The organism is Lysobacter sp. SCRH-1R (assembly GCF_057747855.1).
The window spans coordinates 3,495,801-3,511,233 of sequence record NZ_CM173227.1 but is presented as its reverse complement, the minus strand read 5'-3'; the positions used below and the strand labels follow the sequence as shown (position 1 = coordinate 3,511,233).

Below are 15,433 nucleotides of genomic sequence, written 5' to 3'. Positions count from 1 at the left end.
CGGGCCGGCCACCCGTACGCTTCGGGCTCGCGATTCAGGGAGAGGGGCGATGAAGGAAGCGATCACGGGTGCCGCCGTCCTGCTGTTGTGCGGCCTGGCGTTCGCGGGAGAGCCGCCGACCGGGCCGTCGGACGTGCGCTGGAACCCGGGAGCCGAGGACTGCGCAACCTCGACGCAGCCCCCGTTGCAGGTGCACCGCCTGGACGCGGCGACGTTCGTGCTGCGCCAGAACCCCTGCGCCAGCTTCGAGGCGAACCTGATGTACCTGCTGGTCGGCGACGAGCGCGCGCTGCTGATCGACAGCGGCGCGATCGCCGATCCCGCAAGCATGCCGCTGGCATCCACCGTGATGGCGCTGCTGCCGCAGCGCGCCGGCGTCCGCCTGCCGCTGCTCGTGGCGCACACGCACAGCCATCGCGACCATCGCGAAGGGGATGCGCAGTTCGCGTCGTTGCCGGGCGTGGAGATCGCGCCGCCCGACGAGCAGGGCGTGCGTCGCCGTTACGGCTTCAGGCAATGGCCGGATGGCGTGGCGCAACTCGATCTGGGCGGACGCATCGTGCACGTGCTGCCGGCGCCGGGGCACAACGACAATCACATCGTCTTCCATGACGAGCGCACCCGCGCGCTGTTCACCGGCGACTTCCTCCTGCCGGGCCGTCTCACCGTCGACGATGCCCACGCCTTCGAGGCAAGCGCACAACGCGTCGCCGCGTTCGTGCGCGATCGCCCCGTGTCGCAGGTGCTGGGCGGGCATGTCGAACTCGATGTCGACGGCAATCTGTATCCGCACGGCGCGACCTTCCATCCGCGCGAGCGCGACATGGCACTGACGAAAGCCGACGCACTCGCGTTGCCCGCCGCGCTGGCCGACTTCAACGGCATTTACGCGACGCACGCGAACTTCGTGATTACGAACCCGAAGCGCAACCTGGCGTTGCTGGCCGGCGCCGTCGTGCTGGTGCTGGCGCTTGCGATCTGGGGCGTCGTGCGCCTGCTTCGGCGCCGGCGCGCAGCGCGCGCATCGGCCTGAAGGAAACACGGCGGCCCTCCGGCCGCCGTGCGATGTTCCCGTGCGAACGGTGCCGTTACAGCAATGGCACCAGCAGCAGCGCCACGATGTTGATGATCTTGATCAGCGGGTTGATCGCCGGGCCCGCCGTGTCCTTGTACGGATCGCCGACGGTGTCGCCGGTCACCGCCGCCTTGTGCGCGTCGGAGCCCTTGCCGCCGAAGTTGCCGTCCTCGATGTACTTCTTGGCGTTGTCCCACGCGCCGCCGCCGGTGGTCATCGAGATGGCCACGAACAGGCCGGTCACGATGGTGCCGATGAGCAGGCCGCCCAGCGCCGTCGGCCCCAGCAGCAGGCCGACGACGATCGGGACGATCACCGGCAGCAGCGAGGGCACGATCATTTCCTTGATCGCCGAGCGGGTGAGCATGTCGACGGCCTTGTCGTACTCCGGCTTGCCCGTGCCTTCCATGATCCCGGGGATCTGGCGGAACTGGCGTCGTACTTCCTCCACCACCGCGCCGGCCGCGCGGCCGACGGCTTCCATCGCCATCGCGCCGAACAGGTACGGGATCAGGCCGCCGATCAGCAGGCCGATGATCACGTAGTGATCGGACAGGTCGAACGCGAAGGAACGCCCCGGATTGGCCGCCGTCAGGTTGTGCGTATAGTCGGCGAACAGCACCAGCGCCGCGAGCGCCGCCGAGCCGATCGCGTAACCCTTCGTCACCGCCTTGGTCGTGTTGCCCACGGCGTCGAGCGGATCGGTCACGTTGCGCACTTCCGGCGGAAGCTCCGCCATTTCGGCGATGCCGCCAGCGTTGTCGGTGATCGGGCCGTACGCATCGAGCGCGACGATCATGCCGGCCATCGACAGCATCGCCGTGGCGGCGATCGCGATGCCGTACAGGCCCGCGAGATAAAACGCGAGCCAGATCGCGACGCACACCGCGATCACCGGCAGCGCGGTCGACTTCATCGACACGCCCAGGCCCGCGATGATGTTGGTGCCGTGGCCGGTGGTGGACGCGGCAGCGACGTGACGCACGGGCTTGTACTGCGTGCCGGTGTAGTACTCGGTGATCCACACGATCGCGCCGGTCAGCGCCAGGCCGATCAGCGCGCAGCCGTAGAGGTTCATCGCGCCGTGCGTGTTGTCGCCCATGAGCTGCGTGGTGATCGGGTAGAACGCGATCGCCGCGAGCACCGCCGACACGATCACGCCCTTGTACAGCGCGCCCATGATCGAGCCGCCAGCCTTCACCTTCACGAAGAAGGCGCCGATGATCGAGGCGATGATCGACACGCCGCCGAGCACCAGCGGATAGAGCACCGCGTTGCGTCCGGCTTCGGCGAGCATCAGGCCGCCGAGCAGCATCGTCGCGATCACGGTGACGGCGTAGGTTTCGAACAGGTCCGCCGCCATGCCCGCGCAGTCGCCGACGTTGTCGCCGACGTTGTCGGCGATCACCGCCGGGTTGCGCGGATCGTCTTCGGGAATGCCCGCTTCGACCTTGCCGACCAGATCCGCGCCGACGTCCGCACCCTTGGTGAAGATGCCGCCGCCCAGTCGCGCGAAGATCGAGATCAGCGACGAACCGAACGCCAGGCCGACCAGCGCGTGCAGCGCGTGTTCGGTGGTGTAGCCCATGCGCTGCAGCACGAGGTAGTAGCCGGCCACGCCAAGCAGACCGAGGCCGACCACGAGCATGCCGGTGATCGCGCCGCCGCGGAACGCGACGTCCATCGCCTGGCTCATGCCCTTGCGCGCGGCTTCCGCCGTGCGCACGTTCGCGCGCACCGACACGTTCATGCCGATGTAGCCGGCCGCGCCCGAGAGCACCGCGCCGAGCAGGAAGCCCACCGCCGTGGCCCAGCCGAGGAAGAAGCCGATGAGGACGAACAGCACGACGCCTGCGATCGCGATCGTCGTGTATTGCCGGTTGAGGTAGGCGCGCGCGCCTTCCTGGATCGCGCCGGCGATCTGCTGCATTCGTTCGTTGCCGGCGGGTTGTGCGCCGATCCAGCGCGCGGAGATGATCCCGTAGAGGATCGCGATGACGGCGCATACCAGCGCCAGAACCAAACCGTACTGCTCCAGCATGAATCCCTCCCCAAAGAAGTGGAAACACCAGGAAACCGAGTACCGCTTTTCGGATTTGTAGGCTGCGCGGGTCGTGGGCCACCGCGACAACGTCCCGACTATCGCACAGGCCCCCGGCCGGACGCACGCTGTAGACGCAGCATTCAGCGCCTGCGTGCCAGCCTGCGCTCCCCGTCACGTAAAAGTCGTCCCGCTGCCATGCGAATGCTGCCGCTTCTTCTCCTTGCGTTCACGCTGCCGGTGCTGGCGGCCCCGCCCAAGGCCGGTCCGAACGCCGACCCGAAGCCGGAAATCGCGCGCGGCCCGGTGCAGGCGCAGGCGCAGAACGCCGTCCACACGCTGCGCCAGATTCCCGAAGCCTGCGCGCGGCTGGAAGGCATGTTCACCGGCCAGCCGAACGATCCGTACACCTTCGCCGTCGTGCGCATTTCCCCGCAGTGCCAGCCGCGCGCGCGTTTCGTCGATGCGGCGAAGGCGAAGCCGGCGGAGAACGGATGGGTGCTCAACGACGTTATCCGCGTGCCGAACGCCGCGTGCCCATCGCAACAGGCGGTCGTGCACGTGTGGCGCAAGCCGGTCGACAAGACGCCCAGGCTCGACGGCCAGGGCCAGCAGCGGATCTATCTGGAGGAGCAGTCGCAAAAGGCGAAGGCGGGCCAGCTCGACGCCATCCCGATGTATGCGGCGCAGATGGAAGTCGAAGGCGCGGCCTGCGGGCGCTGACCGGTTGGGGAATCGTAGAACGACAAAGGGGCCCGCAAGGGCCCCTTCGCGTATCGATCAACGCAAGCCGTTACTTCGCGGGCTTGAGCTTGTTCGACATCGACAGGAACGTCGCTTCGTCGGAGGGCGACAGGTTCGGCCGGCCCGCAACGATGCCCATGCCGATGGACGCCTGCACGTAATAGGTCTCGCCGGCTTCGATTTCCATCGTCAGCACGTCCTTGGTTTCGCCGTGCACGTTGTACTCGTGCTTGCCCGGCTCGACCGTCGCGACGAAGTACTTGCCGCTGCGCAGCTTGCCCAGCTCGGTTTCGCCTTCGCGGACCTTGAAGCCGATGGCGCCGCCGACGAACTTGGATTCGCGGAAGAACACGATCTGGCCCTTGTCCTGCGGCGCGGCGGCGATGAGTGTGTTCGCGGCCGGCGCGGCGCTGGTCGCGGCGGCCGGAGCGTCGGCCACGGTATCGGCGGCGAACGCGAGGACCGGCGACATCAGCACGGCGACCGCGAGGGCACGGGAAAACATGTGACGCATGTGGATCACTCCTTGGGATCGGACACCGCGGTGTCCTGTGTGGTCGGGTGTGGGGATGGGGTGGGCGGCGCCGCCATGTCCTGCGCGTGCGGCTCGGCAGGCTGTGTTGCGATCCGAGCAGGATCGATGTCCCGCGCGAGCTTCGCGTGCGCGCGGGTGCCGGGCGGGATCTCGATCTCGCGGCCGTGCACGAACATCGCGAAGGGCCCCGCAACGAAGGAGGTCGCCAGCGCCGCGGCGGCCTTGTCCTTGCCGCGTGCGCTGAGCTTCATCGCACGCAGGGGCAGGGTGCCGTCGGCGAGTTCGAGATGGCGCGCGGCGAGGAGGAGTTCCCCCGGCTTTCCGCCGGCGCGGGACGAGGACGCGTGGATCACCTCGCCGATGCCGGTCGTGCCGGCCGGGACGATCACGGTGCCGTCGAACATCAGCGGTTCGGCCAGCGCGATCCGGAACCGGTCGCCATTGCGATGGCGCTCGGAGCTCACGGCTTCGAGCAGTTCGATCTCGACGGGCTGGCCCGCGCACAACTGCACGCAATCCGGGAGTGTCGCGGAGGACGGGGTTGCCGCGGCGGATTCCGTCATCGAGGCCGGATCCGGCGCCGGAAGCGATTGCGCGCGTGCGCTGCCGATGGCCAGCGCGGCCATCAGCATCCATGACGAACGGTGCATCCCACTGCCCCCCGCAGCTGGCGTGCGGCAAGGCTAGTGGATGCGTGTCATTCGGCCAAGGGGGGAAGTTTCCTGGCGACCAGCGTGTTCTTCAGCGACACGTACTTGGGCAGCCCATCGCGTCCGTACGGCGGCGGCGCCTCGCCGCGGATCAGCGGTTCGAGGTAACGCCGCGCCTGCGCGGTGATGCCGTAGCCGTCCTTGCGGATGAAGTCCGCCGGCATCTTCTTCTCGTGGTTCGCGACCTTCGACAGCGGGGCGGCTTCGACCTTCCAGCGATACGGCGCGTCCGACGTGCGCACGATCACAGGCATCACCGAATTCATGCCCTTGAGCGCGAACTCCACCGCCTTGCGGCCGACGGCCTGGGCCTGGTCGAGGTCGGTCTTGGACGCGAGGTGGCGTGCCGATCGCTGCAGGTAATCCGGCAGCGCCCAGTGCACTTTGTAGCCGAGCGCGTCCTTGACGCGGCCCGCCAGGAACGACGCCACGCCGCCGAGCTGCGTGTGGCCGAAGGAATCCTTGCCGCCGCCCGCGTCGGCGACGAACCGGCCGTCGGCGGTCTGGATGCCTTCGCTGGCGACGACGACGCAGTAGCCGACGCGTTCGACCGTGGCTTTCACCTTCGCGAAGAAATCCGCCTCGTCATACGGGCGTTCGGGAAAAAGGATCAGGTGCGGGGCGGCGTCCTCGCCTTCGCCGGCCAGGCCCGCCGAGGCCGCGATCCAGCCCGCATGCCGGCCCATCGCCTCGTAGACGAACACCTTCGTGGACGTGTCGGCCATCGCGGCGACGTCGAGCGCGCATTCGCGCACCGACACCGCGGTGAACTTGGCGACCGAGCCAAAACCCGGGCAGCAATCGGTGACGGCCAGATCGTTGTCGACCGTCTTCGGCACGCCGACGCAGGTGAGCGGGTAGTCGAACTCCGCCGCGAGCTGCGACACCTTCAGCGCGGTATCGGCCGAATCGTTGCCGCCGTTGTAGAGGAACCAGCGCACGTCGTGCGCGCGGAAGACCTCGAGCAGACGCTCGTAGCGGGCGCGGTCCTGCTCCAGCGATTTCAGCTTCACCCGGCACGAACCGAAGGCGCCGCCCGGGGTATGCGCGAGTCGGCGGATCGCCAGCGCCGATTCCTTCGAGGTGTCGATCAGCTCCTCGCGCAGCACGCCGAGGATGCCGTTGCGACCGGCGAGCACGCGGACCTTGCGGGCCCGCGCGGCGTGGATCACCGCGGAGGCGGTGGCGTTGATGACGGCGGTGACGCCGCCCGACTGCGCGTAAAGCAGGGTTCCGGAGGGCATGTGCGATTCCAGGTCCGTGGTCGGATCGGGTGAGGGGGGCCGGGCAGGATGCGGTAAAGTGGCCGCACCATGTGCCCGCCGGGCAGGGCGCTGCGAGTGTAGCGCCGGCCGGCGGGAGGCGGACGGGGCCTGACCCGTGTCCGCCGGCCCTTCGGCCGCACCATTTTCCCGTTCTAGGAGTGATGTTGATGCGATTGGTACTTCTGGGCGCGCCCGGCTCCGGCAAGGGCACGCAGGCCGCGCGCCTCAAGGAGCATCTGCAGGTCCCGCACATTTCCACCGGCGACCTGCTGCGCGCCGAAGTGGCCGCGGGCAGCAAGCTGGGCCTGGAGGCGAAGGAGATCATGGCCTCGGGCAACCTCGTCAGCGACGAGATCCTGCTCGGCATGCTCGAAGACCGCTTCTCGCGCGACGACACGAAGGGCGGCTTCATCCTCGACGGCTATCCGCGCAACCTCGCGCAGGCCGCGGCGCTGGACCGGCTGTTGCAGCGCATCGGCCAGCCGATGGATTACGCCGTGCAGCTGGAAGTGCCGACCGAGATGCTGGTCGAGCGCATCGCCGGCCGCGCCAAGGCCGAAGGTCGCGCCGACGACAGCCCGGAGTCGGTGCGCACGCGCCTGAAGGTCTACAACGACCAGACCGCGCCGGTGGTCGATTTCTACCGCCAGCACGGACAGCTGACCGTGGTGGACGGCGTGGGGTCGCTGGATGAGGTGTTCACGCGGATCGTCGAAGCGCTGCAGCCGGCGAAAGAGGTCGGGTGAAGCAGGCCGCTTGCGCGGCACTGCTTCAGCGGTGAACTCCGCGATGTATGGGGTGAGGACGACCGCCCATGCGCTTCGACCGGCGCGACCGGCCGCCTTCCTCACCCCTCGGCCTCTCCCGCAGGCGGGAGAGGGGGAGTGATGGCCGCGCGGTGCCATCTTCGTTGACGCTGTTGCGAACGTTCGGGAAGTCTCGATCTTGAAGATTCATATTCTGGGCATCGCCGGCACTTTCATGGGCGGCGTCGCCGCGCTCGCGCGCGAACTCGGGCATGAGGTCGAAGGCAGCGACCAGGCGGTGTATCCGCCGATGTCCACGCAGCTGGAAAACCTCGGCATCGCGCTGAAGCAGGGCTACACGCCCGAACACATCGGCGCCGATTGCGAACAGATCGTCGTGGGCAACGCGCTCTCGCGCGGCAACGCGGCGGTGGAGCAGGTGCTCGACGACGGACGGCGCTACACCTCCGGCGCGCAATGGCTCAGCGAGAACCTGCTGCCCGGTCGCGACACGCTCGCCGTCGCCGGCACGCACGGCAAGACCACCACCACCACCATCCTCACCTTCCTGCTGCAGGCGGCCGGGCGCGAGCCGGGCTTCCTGATCGGCGGCGTCGCCGAGGACTTCGGCGTGTCCGCGCGCGTCGGCGCGGGGCGCGAATTCGTGGTCGAGGCCGACGAGTACGACACGGCGTTCTTCGACAAACGCAGCAAGTTCGTGCACTACCGCCCGCTGGTGGCGATCCTCAACAACCTCGAGTACGACCACGCCGACATCTTCCCGGACGTGGCCGCGATCCAGCGCCAGTTCCATCATCTGGTGCGCACCGTGCCGCGCCGTGGACGGTTGATCGTCAACGGCGAGGACAGGCATCTGGCCGAAGTGCTGGCGATGGGCTGCTGGACGCCGGTGGAAACCTTCGGCCTCGACGCCAGCCTGCTGCCCGCCGCCACCGGCGAGGGCAGCCATGGCGATCGCGCCGACGATCGCACCGCCGCGCGCGCCGCGTTCGACTGGACCGCGCGCCTGATCGCGCAGGACGGCAGCCATTTCGCGGTCGTGCATCGCGGCATCGAACTGGGCGAAGTGCGCTGGCCGCTGCTCGGCCGCCACAACGCGATGAACGCGCTGGCCGCGCTTGCCGCGGCGAATGCAGTGGGCGTGGACGTGTCCGGCATCCTGGCGTCGCTCGCGGATTTCCGCAGCGTGAAGCGCCGGCTGGAAGTCATCGGCCAGGCACAGGGCGTCACCGTTTACGACGATTTCGCGCACCACCCGACGGCGATCGCGACGACGCTCGCCGGCCTGCGCGCGAAGGTCGGCGATGCGCGGATCGTGGTCGCGATGGAGCCGCGCAGCAATTCGATGCGCCTGGGCGCGCATGCCGATGCGCTGGCACCGTCGCTCGACCTCGCGGACACGGTGGTGTTCCTGCATCGTCCGGAACTCGCGTGGGACGCGGGCAAGGTCGTGTCCGCGCTGCGCAACGAAGGCATCGCCGTGCCGGATGCGGACGCGCTGATCGCCGTCCTGCGCGAACGCGTGCGCGAGGGCGACCACGTCGTGTTCATGTCCAACGGCGGCTTCGACGGTGCGCCGCGCCGCTTCCTGGCCGCGCTGAAGGAAACGGCCGCGCGCTGACGCGCGGCACGCCTTCGCATCGCGGGCACCCGTCCGGTCCTACACTGCGCGCGATGTCCGACGACGCCGAGCTGCAACCGCTGGGGCTGTTTCCGCTGCACACCGTGCTCGTCCCGGGCGCGGCGCTCGGGCTGCGCGTGTTCGAACCGCGCTACCTCGACCTGGTCCGCGATTGCAGCCGCAACGGCAAGGGCTTCGGCGTGTGCCTGATCATCGACGGCGAGGAAGCCGGCGCGCCGGCGAGCGCCGCGGCGTACGGTACCGAGGCGGTGATCGAGGATTTCGGCCGTGGCGACGACGGCCTGCTCACCTTGCAGGTGCGCGGCACGCGGCGGTTCCACGCTCGGCGCGTGCGCGTGCGCGACAACGGCCTGCAGGTCGCCGACGTGCGCTGGTGCGACGCCGATCCCGACGACCCGCTGCGCCCGGAGCACAGCCTGCTCGGCAAGCTGCTGGAGCAGATCGTGGAAAAGATCGGCGGCGAGCATGCGAAGGCGCCGCACTCGCGCTTCGACGATGCGGCCTGGGTCGGGTGGCGCCTGGCGGAACTGCTGCCGCTGGACAACGCGCAGCGGCAGGTGCTGCTGCAGACCGACGATCCGCACGCGCGGCTGGATCGCCTGCTCGCGTTACTTCCCTGACGCCTCGCCCGCAGGCGTCGTGCGCACGCGCAGCACCGGCGTGTCGCCGTGCGGATGCGGGGCTTCGATGCGCTCCAGGTCTTTCAGCGCCTCGCGCACCAGGGCGTGCGCGCGCCCGTCGTCGTTGACCGGCAGCCACAGCGCGGCCACGGCCAGCGGCTTGTTCAGGCGCAGCGTCTGGCTGGTGCCGATCCACAGCGGCGTGCCGTCGTCGAGCAGCACCGGCGCGCGCCACAGGCGCAGCACGAATTCCTCGTCCTCGCGCGCGCCCGGATGCACCATCAGCAACGTTTCGGCCTGTGCATCGAGCGTGGCGGGCAGCACCGGCTGGTCGCCCGCGGCGGCATCGTCGTCGAGCAGGCCGAGCGTCGCGATCCAGTCGGCCTGCGATTGCACGCGCCAGCCGCGCGCCTGCAGGCGTTCGCGCACCGGATCCAGCGGCCCGGCGATCTGCACGTCCAGCGGCCAGCGACGGCGCTCGTCGCGCTCGTTGCGCTGCGCGGGCAGCGTGCTCCAGCCCTCGCGCCACCATCCCTCGTCGTCCATGACCGTGGTCGGCGTGGCCGCGTCGAAGCGGGCCAGCAGCGTGTCGGCCGTGCGTGGGGCGTGCCACAGCGCGGCGACGGTGAAGGTGCCGTAGAACAGCCACGCCAGCGGGCGCATCCAGAACGAGCGCTGCACGTGCCGGCGATACGCGATGCCCAGCGCCAGCAGCCACAGCACGCCGAACAGCGTGCCGCCGACCAGGTCGCTGGGCCAGTGCGCGCCCAGGTACAGGCGCGCGAAGGCGACGACGGTGGTGATCACGCCGGCGAGCAGGTACGGCCACACGCGCGTGCGGCCGGGCAGTTCGCGCGCGATCAGCACCGCGAAGAAGCCGAAGACGATGGTGCACATCGTCACCGCCACCGACGGGAAGCCGAAGCCCGCCGGCGCGGTCGGCGGGCGCGGCATGTCGATCGCCGCTTCCAGCAGCGACGTGAACACCAGGCCGAACACGATCGCCGCGGCGAAATGCGCCGCGGCCATCCAGCGCTTGCGCCACAGCAGGTACGCCAGCGCGACCAGCACGGCCGGGCCCAGCACGGAGGCATCGCCGATGCACGCCAGCGCCGCCATCAGGCGATCGGCGAGGGGGTTGCGCAGGCTCCACATGAAGTCGTGGATCGTGTGGTCGAGCGCCAGCGGCCCGCCGCTGGCGAGCAGCGAGGCCACCAGCGTGAACCATGCCCAGCTGATCGCCAGCAGGCACACCGCGAGCATCAGCAGCGACGGGGATTCCGGCCGGTTCGGATCGATCAGCGCTGCCGCGTACGGCCCGAGCCGCGGATGCTGGCGCGTCCAGCGCAGGGCGCGGGCGAGCAGGGTGTCGGCGTGGTCGGCGAACCATCGCCACGTGTACAGCACGATGGCCCAGACCAGCGCGATGGCGACCACGAGCGCACCAAGCACCAGCGCGAGGCGATCCGCGACCGCGGCCACCGCGTCGTACGAACGCCCCAGCACCCAGCCCGGCGCGAGGAACAGCGCCGACCAGGCGATGCACGCGACGAGGCTCGGCAGGGCGTAGCGCCGCAGCGGCATGTGCAGCATGCCGGCGATCGCCGGCACGAAGGGACGCACCGCGCCCACGAAGCGCGCGATGAAGATGCTCTTCACGCCATGCCGGCGGAACATCGCCTCACCGCGGTCCAGCCATTGCGGATACCGCGAGAACGGCCATCGCGAACGCAACTGCGGTCCCCACCGGTGGCCGACCCAGTAGCTCAGGGCGTCGCCGATGAACGCGCCGAGCGTCGCGCACGCCAGCGCGTACGGGCCGTTGATGTGCCCCAGCCCCACCAGCGCGCCGACCGCGAACAGCAGCGGCAGCGCCGGCACGACGATACCCAGCAGGACCACGGCATCGCAGAACGCGATGAGGAAGATGGCGGCGCCGGCGGCGACGGGGTGTTCCGCGATCCATGCGGTCGCGCTTTCGATCCAGGCCGGTTCCATCGGAGGATTATAGGCAGCGCCTCCATGACGACGCGATGGCGGGAGTCACCGTGACCAACGGCCGTGGCCGCCGGGATCGGGGCGTCGGGGCATGCACATTCGAGGCGCGCCGCCGTCATTCCGTACACTGGCGCGATGTCCGAAACCCTCCATGCGACCGGAACCCCGGCCGTCGAAGTGCAGGCGCTCAAGGCCGACAGCTTCGGCCGCATCGCCCTGATGCGCGATGCGCGCGGCCTGTTCGTGCGCCGCGACCTGCGCCACGTGCCGGCATGGCTGCGGCTTCCGGCGTGGTGGCTGGCCCGGCGCGAAGCCCGCGCGCTGCAGCGCGTGGACGGCCTGCCGGACGTGCCGCAGCTGCTGCGCTGGGACGGACGGCGGCTGGATCGCAGCTACCTCGACGGCGCGGCGATGTACCAGCGTCCGCCACACGGCGACGTGGCGTACTTCCGGCGCGCGCGTCGCCTGCTGCAGCAGTTGCATCGACGCGGGCTCGCGCACAACGACCTGGCGAAGGAAGCCAACTGGCTCGTGCTGGCCGATGGGCGCCCGGGGATCATCGACTTCCAGCTCGCCACGCGCGGCGAGCCGCGTTCGCGCTGGATGCGGCTGCTCGCCCGCGAGGACCTGCGCCATCTGCTCAAGCACAAGCGCACCTATTGCCCGCACGCGCTCACGCCGGTGGAGCGGCGCGTGCTCAAGCGGCATTCGTGGCTTCGCGAGGCGTGGTTCGCCACCGGCAAGCCGGTCTACCGGTTCGTAACGCGCCGCCTGCTGAAATGGGAAGACAACGAAGGCCAGGGCCCGAAACCCTGACCGGCCGGTCGCGGTCTGCCGGCATAATCCGGCGCACCTGGCGGCGCGCCCCGACGGCGCGCCCCGACGATAAGGAGGACGCGCCATGCGCACCCTGTCCGGAAAGACGCTCTTCATCACCGGCGCCTCGCGCGGCATCGGTCGCGCCATCGCCCTGCGCGCCGCACGCGATGGCGCCAACGTCGCCATCGTCGCGAAGTCGGCGGTGCCCAATCCCAAGCTGCCCGGCACGATCCACACGGTCGCCGAGGAAGTCGAAGCGGCGGGCGGCAAGGCATTGCCGATCCGATGCGATATCCGTGAGGAAGAGGAAGTGCGCTCGGCCGTGGCTGCAACCGTCGACGCGTTCGGCGGCATCGACATCCTGGTCAACAATGCCAGCGCGATCTGGCTGCGCGGCACGCTCGACACGCCGATGAAGCGCTACGACCTGATGCAGGAGGTCAACGCCCGCGGCACGTTCCTGTGTTCGCAGGCCTGCCTTCCGCATCTGCTGAAGGCCGCCGATCCGCACATCCTCTCGCTCGCGCCGCCGCTGAACCTCGACCCGAAATGGTGGGCGCCGCACACCGCCTACACGCTGGCGAAGATGGGCATGAGCTTCGTGACGCTGGGGCTGGCGGCCGAATTCGGCCCGCAGGGCGTGGCGGTGAATGCGCTGTGGCCGCGCACCGTGATCGCCACCGACGCGATCAACATGATCCCCGGCGTCCGCCCCGAGTTGTGCCGCACGCCGGAAATCGTCGCCGACGCTGCGCACATCGTGCTTTGCCGGCCGTCGGACGATTACTTCGGCCATTTCCTGATCGACGACGACGTGCTGTTCGCCGCCGGCATCACCGATTTCAGCCGCTATGCCGTGGACCCGAACGTCGAGCACCTGCTGCCCGACCTGTTCCTCACCGAGTCGCAGCTGGCGCGAAAACCGCGCTGACGTTCAACCGGTAGGCGACAACAGCGCCGTGCCGCAATGCCGGCAGAAACGCGCGGCGGGATCGTGGCCTTCGAGGCCGCAGCCCTTGCAGCCGCGGCGGTCGAGATGGCCTGCTTCGTGGCTCGCTTCGCGCAGGCTGCTGGCCAGTTCCGCCGTATAGATGCCGGTGGGCACGGCGATGATGCTGTAGCCGATCAGGATCAGCAGCGAGGTGATGAAGCGCCCGAGCGTGGTCTGCGGCGCGATGTCGCCGAAGCCGACGGTCGCCATCGTCACCACCGCCCAGTACATGCTGGTGGGAATGCTCGCGAAGCCGTGCTCCGGGCCTTCGACCACGTACATCAGCGCGCCGAAGATCACCGTGATGGTGAGCACCGCGCACACGAATACGAAGATCTTGCGCCGGCTGCGCCACAGCGCGCCCATCAGCACGCCGCCTTCCTCGACGTAGTTCGTCAGCTTGAGGATGCGGAACAGCCGCAGCATGCGCAGGATGCGCAGCACCAGCAGGCTCTGGCTGCCCGGCAACACCAGCGACAGGTACGTCGGCAGGATCGACGCCAGGTCCACCAGTCCCCACAGGCTCAACGCGTAACGCCACCGGTTGCGCACCACCGACAGGCGCAAGGCGTATTCGGCGGTGAACAGCAGCGTGAAGCACCATTCCAGCGCGTAGAGCACGGTCGCGTGCCGCGCGTGGATGCGCGGCACGCTGTCGAGCATGATGACGACGACGCTCGTCAGGATCGCCGCGATCAGCCAAAGGTCGAAGTTGCGCGAGCGCCGCGTGTCGTGACGGAACACGATGTCGAACCAGCGGCGGCGCCAGCCGGACTCGGTGGCGGGCTGGAGCTGCGGATCCATCAGCAGGGGCATGGGCGTCCTCCTGCGGGCGATTGTGCGGAGCGGCTCGTGCAGGCGACGCAAACCTCCTGCCGTGATCTTCCCGGCGCGCTGGGCTTCGAAGGCGAGGAAGTCGACCGTTGGCGAAGGCGCCGCGACGGCCGGGATCAGCGACAATGTCGCATTCCGTCTCCCACCCGACTGCCATGACCGCCTCGTCCGACCTGTTCTCGCTCTCCGAACGCTACTACCTGCCGGTCTACCGGCCGCGCCGGATCGTGCTCGACCACGGTCGCGGCGCGCGCGTGTGGGATCGCGAGGGCCGCGAATACGTGGATTTCGGCGCAGGCATCGCGGTGAACGCGCTCGGCCACGCGCATCCGGCGCTGGTCGCGGCACTGACCGAACAGGCCGGCAAGCTCTGGCACACCAGCAACGTGTTCGTCAGCGAGCCGCCGCTGCGCCTGGCGGAGGAACTCGTCACCGCCTCGCGTTTCGCGCAGCGCGTGTTCTTCTGCAATTCCGGCGCCGAAGCGAACGAGGCGGCGATCAAGCTCGCGCGCAAGTGGGCCGCATCGCAGGGCCGCGCGGCCGAACAGCGCGGCATCCTCACCTTCCGCGGCAGCTTTCACGGGCGAACGCTCGCGACCGTCACGGCGGGCGCGCAGCCGAAGTACCACGAGGGCTTCGAGCCGCTGCCGCCGGGTTTCGTCTACAGCGATTTCAACGATCTCGCCGCGGCCGAAGCGGCGATGGCGTCCGGCAACGTGTGTGCGGTGCTGGTCGAGCCGGTGCAGGGCGAGGGCGGTGTGACGCCGGCGACGGCGGACTTCCTGCTCGGCCTGCGCGCGCTGTGCGACCGCTTCGGCGCGCTGCTCATGCTGGATGAGATCCAGTGCGGCATGGGCCGCACCGGCCATCTGTTCGCATGTCATGCATACGGCGTCACGCCCGACGTGGTGACGCTGGCGAAGGCGCTGGGCAGCGGCTTCCCGATCGGCGCGATGCTGGTCGGCGAGAAGGCCGCCGAGACCATGCAGTTCGGCACGCACGGCACGACCTTCGGCGGCAATCCGCTCGCGGCGGCAGTGGCGCGAGCGGCGCTGGCGGAATTGTCGTCGCCGCAGTTGCTGGCGAACGTCACGCGCCAGTCGCTCGCGATTCGCGATGCGCTGGCGGACATCGATGCGGAACTGGGGCTGTTCTCCGAAGTCCGCGGCGCCGGCCTGATGCTCGGCGCGCAGCTGCGCGAGGCCCACGCAGGCAAGGCGGGCGCGATCCTCGACGTGTGCGTCGAACACGGCCTGTTGCTGCTCCAGGCCGGCCCCGATGTGCTGCGTTTCGTGCCGGCGCTGAACATCAGCGACGAGGATGTCGCCGAAGGTCTGCAGCGGTTGCGCTCGGCGCTGCGGGCGTTTCTCGCCGGCTGATACGTTCTGCCGA

At 69.4% G+C, this 15,433-nt stretch carries 14 protein-coding genes; 8 read left to right on the top strand and 6 right to left on the bottom strand.

The genetic code is table 11. The features are described 5' to 3' along the window. Nucleotides 1–49: 49 nt before the first annotated feature. Nucleotides 50–1,033 carry an MBL fold metallo-hydrolase gene (locus AC3ANK_RS16070; protein ID WP_206862155.1) on the top strand — a complete coding sequence of 328 codons (984 nt, stop codon included), beginning with the start codon at nucleotides 50–52 and terminating at the stop codon, nucleotides 1,031–1,033. Between the two features lie 55 nt (nucleotides 1,034–1,088). On the opposite strand, the gene AC3ANK_RS16065 is transcribed toward AC3ANK_RS16070, so the two are convergent. After that, nucleotides 1,089–3,116, bottom strand: a complete 2,028-nt coding sequence (locus tag AC3ANK_RS16065; RefSeq protein WP_206862154.1) for a sodium-translocating pyrophosphatase — start codon at nucleotides 3,114–3,116, stop codon at nucleotides 1,089–1,091. Nucleotides 3,117–3,320: 204 nt separating this feature from the next. Here AC3ANK_RS16065 and AC3ANK_RS16060 point away from each other — a divergent pair, with 204 nt between their 5' ends. Continuing rightward, nucleotides 3,321–3,839 carry a hypothetical protein gene (locus AC3ANK_RS16060; protein WP_484171527.1) on the top strand — a complete coding sequence of 173 codons (519 nt, stop codon included), beginning with the start codon at nucleotides 3,321–3,323 and terminating at the stop codon, nucleotides 3,837–3,839. A gap of 70 nt (nucleotides 3,840–3,909) precedes the next feature. Here AC3ANK_RS16060 and AC3ANK_RS16055 read toward each other — a convergent pair whose 3' ends face one another. The 3 genes from AC3ANK_RS16055 to AC3ANK_RS16045 all read right to left on the bottom strand — a co-directional run bounded on the left by AC3ANK_RS16055 (nucleotide 3,910) and on the right by AC3ANK_RS16045 (nucleotide 6,349). After that, nucleotides 3,910–4,374 carry a DUF2846 domain-containing protein gene (locus AC3ANK_RS16055; RefSeq protein ID WP_206862153.1) on the bottom strand — a complete coding sequence of 155 codons (465 nt, stop codon included), beginning with the start codon at nucleotides 4,372–4,374 and terminating at the stop codon, nucleotides 3,910–3,912. A 5-nt stretch (nucleotides 4,375–4,379) separates the two neighbouring features. Continuing rightward, nucleotides 4,380–5,021: a hypothetical protein gene (locus tag AC3ANK_RS16050; protein WP_206862152.1), complete on the bottom strand. Its 642-nt coding sequence runs from the start codon at nucleotides 5,019–5,021 to the stop codon at nucleotides 4,380–4,382. A gap of 71 nt (nucleotides 5,022–5,092) precedes the next feature. Next, entirely contained in the window at nucleotides 5,093–6,349 is a 1,257-nt protein-coding gene (locus AC3ANK_RS16045; RefSeq protein ID WP_206862151.1) for a 6-phosphofructokinase, read from the bottom strand. 188 nt (nucleotides 6,350–6,537) lie between these two features. Here AC3ANK_RS16045 and AC3ANK_RS16040 point away from each other — a divergent pair, with 188 nt between their 5' ends. The 3 genes from AC3ANK_RS16040 (at nucleotide 6,538) to AC3ANK_RS16030 (ending at nucleotide 9,399) form a co-directional block, all read left to right on the top strand. Next, entirely contained in the window at nucleotides 6,538–7,116 is a 579-nt protein-coding gene (locus AC3ANK_RS16040) for an adenylate kinase (protein ID WP_206862150.1), read from the top strand. Between the two features lie 235 nt (nucleotides 7,117–7,351). Continuing rightward, a complete protein-coding gene (locus AC3ANK_RS16035; protein WP_484172891.1) occupies nucleotides 7,352–8,758 on the top strand; it encodes a Mur ligase family protein in 1,407 nt (468 codons plus the stop codon). Between the two features lie 53 nt (nucleotides 8,759–8,811). Next, nucleotides 8,812–9,399, top strand: a complete 588-nt coding sequence (locus AC3ANK_RS16030) for an LON peptidase substrate-binding domain-containing protein (RefSeq protein ID WP_206862149.1) — start codon at nucleotides 8,812–8,814, stop codon at nucleotides 9,397–9,399. On the opposite strand, the gene AC3ANK_RS16025 is transcribed toward AC3ANK_RS16030, so the two are convergent. Then, nucleotides 9,388–11,397: a bifunctional DedA family/phosphatase PAP2 family protein gene (locus tag AC3ANK_RS16025; RefSeq protein ID WP_206862148.1), complete on the bottom strand. Its 2,010-nt coding sequence runs from the start codon at nucleotides 11,395–11,397 to the stop codon at nucleotides 9,388–9,390. The genes AC3ANK_RS16030 and AC3ANK_RS16025 overlap by 12 nt on opposite strands. 135 nt (nucleotides 11,398–11,532) lie before the next feature. Here AC3ANK_RS16025 and AC3ANK_RS16020 point away from each other — a divergent pair, with 135 nt between their 5' ends. Both AC3ANK_RS16020 and AC3ANK_RS16015 read left to right on the top strand, forming a co-directional pair. Next, on the top strand, nucleotides 11,533–12,213 hold the full coding sequence (locus tag AC3ANK_RS16020; RefSeq protein WP_206862147.1) for a protein kinase family protein: 681 nt from the start codon (nucleotides 11,533–11,535) through the stop codon (nucleotides 12,211–12,213). Between the two features lie 85 nt (nucleotides 12,214–12,298). Further along, complete coding sequence (locus AC3ANK_RS16015) at nucleotides 12,299–13,147, top strand: SDR family oxidoreductase (protein WP_206862146.1); 849 nt, start codon at nucleotides 12,299–12,301, stop codon at nucleotides 13,145–13,147. Between the two features lie 3 nt (nucleotides 13,148–13,150). On the opposite strand, the gene AC3ANK_RS16010 is transcribed toward AC3ANK_RS16015, so the two are convergent. Then, nucleotides 13,151–14,023, bottom strand: a complete 873-nt coding sequence (locus AC3ANK_RS16010; RefSeq protein ID WP_206862145.1) for an ion transporter — start codon at nucleotides 14,021–14,023, stop codon at nucleotides 13,151–13,153. 173 nt (nucleotides 14,024–14,196) lie between these two features. Between AC3ANK_RS16010 and AC3ANK_RS16005 the strand changes: the two genes are divergently transcribed. Beyond that, nucleotides 14,197–15,420: an acetylornithine/succinyldiaminopimelate transaminase gene (locus AC3ANK_RS16005; protein WP_206862144.1), complete on the top strand. Its 1,224-nt coding sequence runs from the start codon at nucleotides 14,197–14,199 to the stop codon at nucleotides 15,418–15,420. Nucleotides 15,421–15,433 lie beyond the last annotated feature (13 nt).

Bases quoted from the DNA above. Each gene is read 5' to 3' on its own strand.
- AC3ANK_RS16070 (WP_206862155.1), top strand. From the start codon at position 50: ATGAAGGAAGCGATCACGGGTGCCGCCGTCCTGCTGTTGTGCGGCCTG.
- AC3ANK_RS16065 (WP_206862154.1), bottom strand. From the start codon at position 3,116: ATGCTGGAGCAGTACGGTTTGGTTCTGGCGCTGGTATGCGCCGTCATC.
- AC3ANK_RS16060 (WP_484171527.1), top strand. From the start codon at position 3,321: ATGCTGCCGCTTCTTCTCCTTGCGTTCACGCTGCCGGTGCTGGCGGCC.
- AC3ANK_RS16055 (WP_206862153.1), bottom strand. From the start codon at position 4,374: ATGCGTCACATGTTTTCCCGTGCCCTCGCGGTCGCCGTGCTGATGTCG.
- AC3ANK_RS16050 (WP_206862152.1), bottom strand. From the start codon at position 5,021: ATGGCCGCGCTGGCCATCGGCAGCGCACGCGCGCAATCGCTTCCGGCG.
- AC3ANK_RS16045 (WP_206862151.1), bottom strand. From the start codon at position 6,349: ATGCCCTCCGGAACCCTGCTTTACGCGCAGTCGGGCGGCGTCACCGCC.
- AC3ANK_RS16040 (WP_206862150.1), top strand. From the start codon at position 6,538: ATGCGATTGGTACTTCTGGGCGCGCCCGGCTCCGGCAAGGGCACGCAG.
- AC3ANK_RS16035 (WP_484172891.1), top strand. From the start codon at position 7,352: ATGGGCGGCGTCGCCGCGCTCGCGCGCGAACTCGGGCATGAGGTCGAA.
- AC3ANK_RS16030 (WP_206862149.1), top strand. From the start codon at position 8,812: ATGTCCGACGACGCCGAGCTGCAACCGCTGGGGCTGTTTCCGCTGCAC.
- AC3ANK_RS16025 (WP_206862148.1), bottom strand. From the start codon at position 11,397: ATGGAACCGGCCTGGATCGAAAGCGCGACCGCATGGATCGCGGAACAC.
- AC3ANK_RS16020 (WP_206862147.1), top strand. From the start codon at position 11,533: ATGTCCGAAACCCTCCATGCGACCGGAACCCCGGCCGTCGAAGTGCAG.
- AC3ANK_RS16015 (WP_206862146.1), top strand. From the start codon at position 12,299: ATGCGCACCCTGTCCGGAAAGACGCTCTTCATCACCGGCGCCTCGCGC.
- AC3ANK_RS16010 (WP_206862145.1), bottom strand. From the start codon at position 14,023: ATGCCCCTGCTGATGGATCCGCAGCTCCAGCCCGCCACCGAGTCCGGC.
- AC3ANK_RS16005 (WP_206862144.1), top strand. From the start codon at position 14,197: ATGACCGCCTCGTCCGACCTGTTCTCGCTCTCCGAACGCTACTACCTG.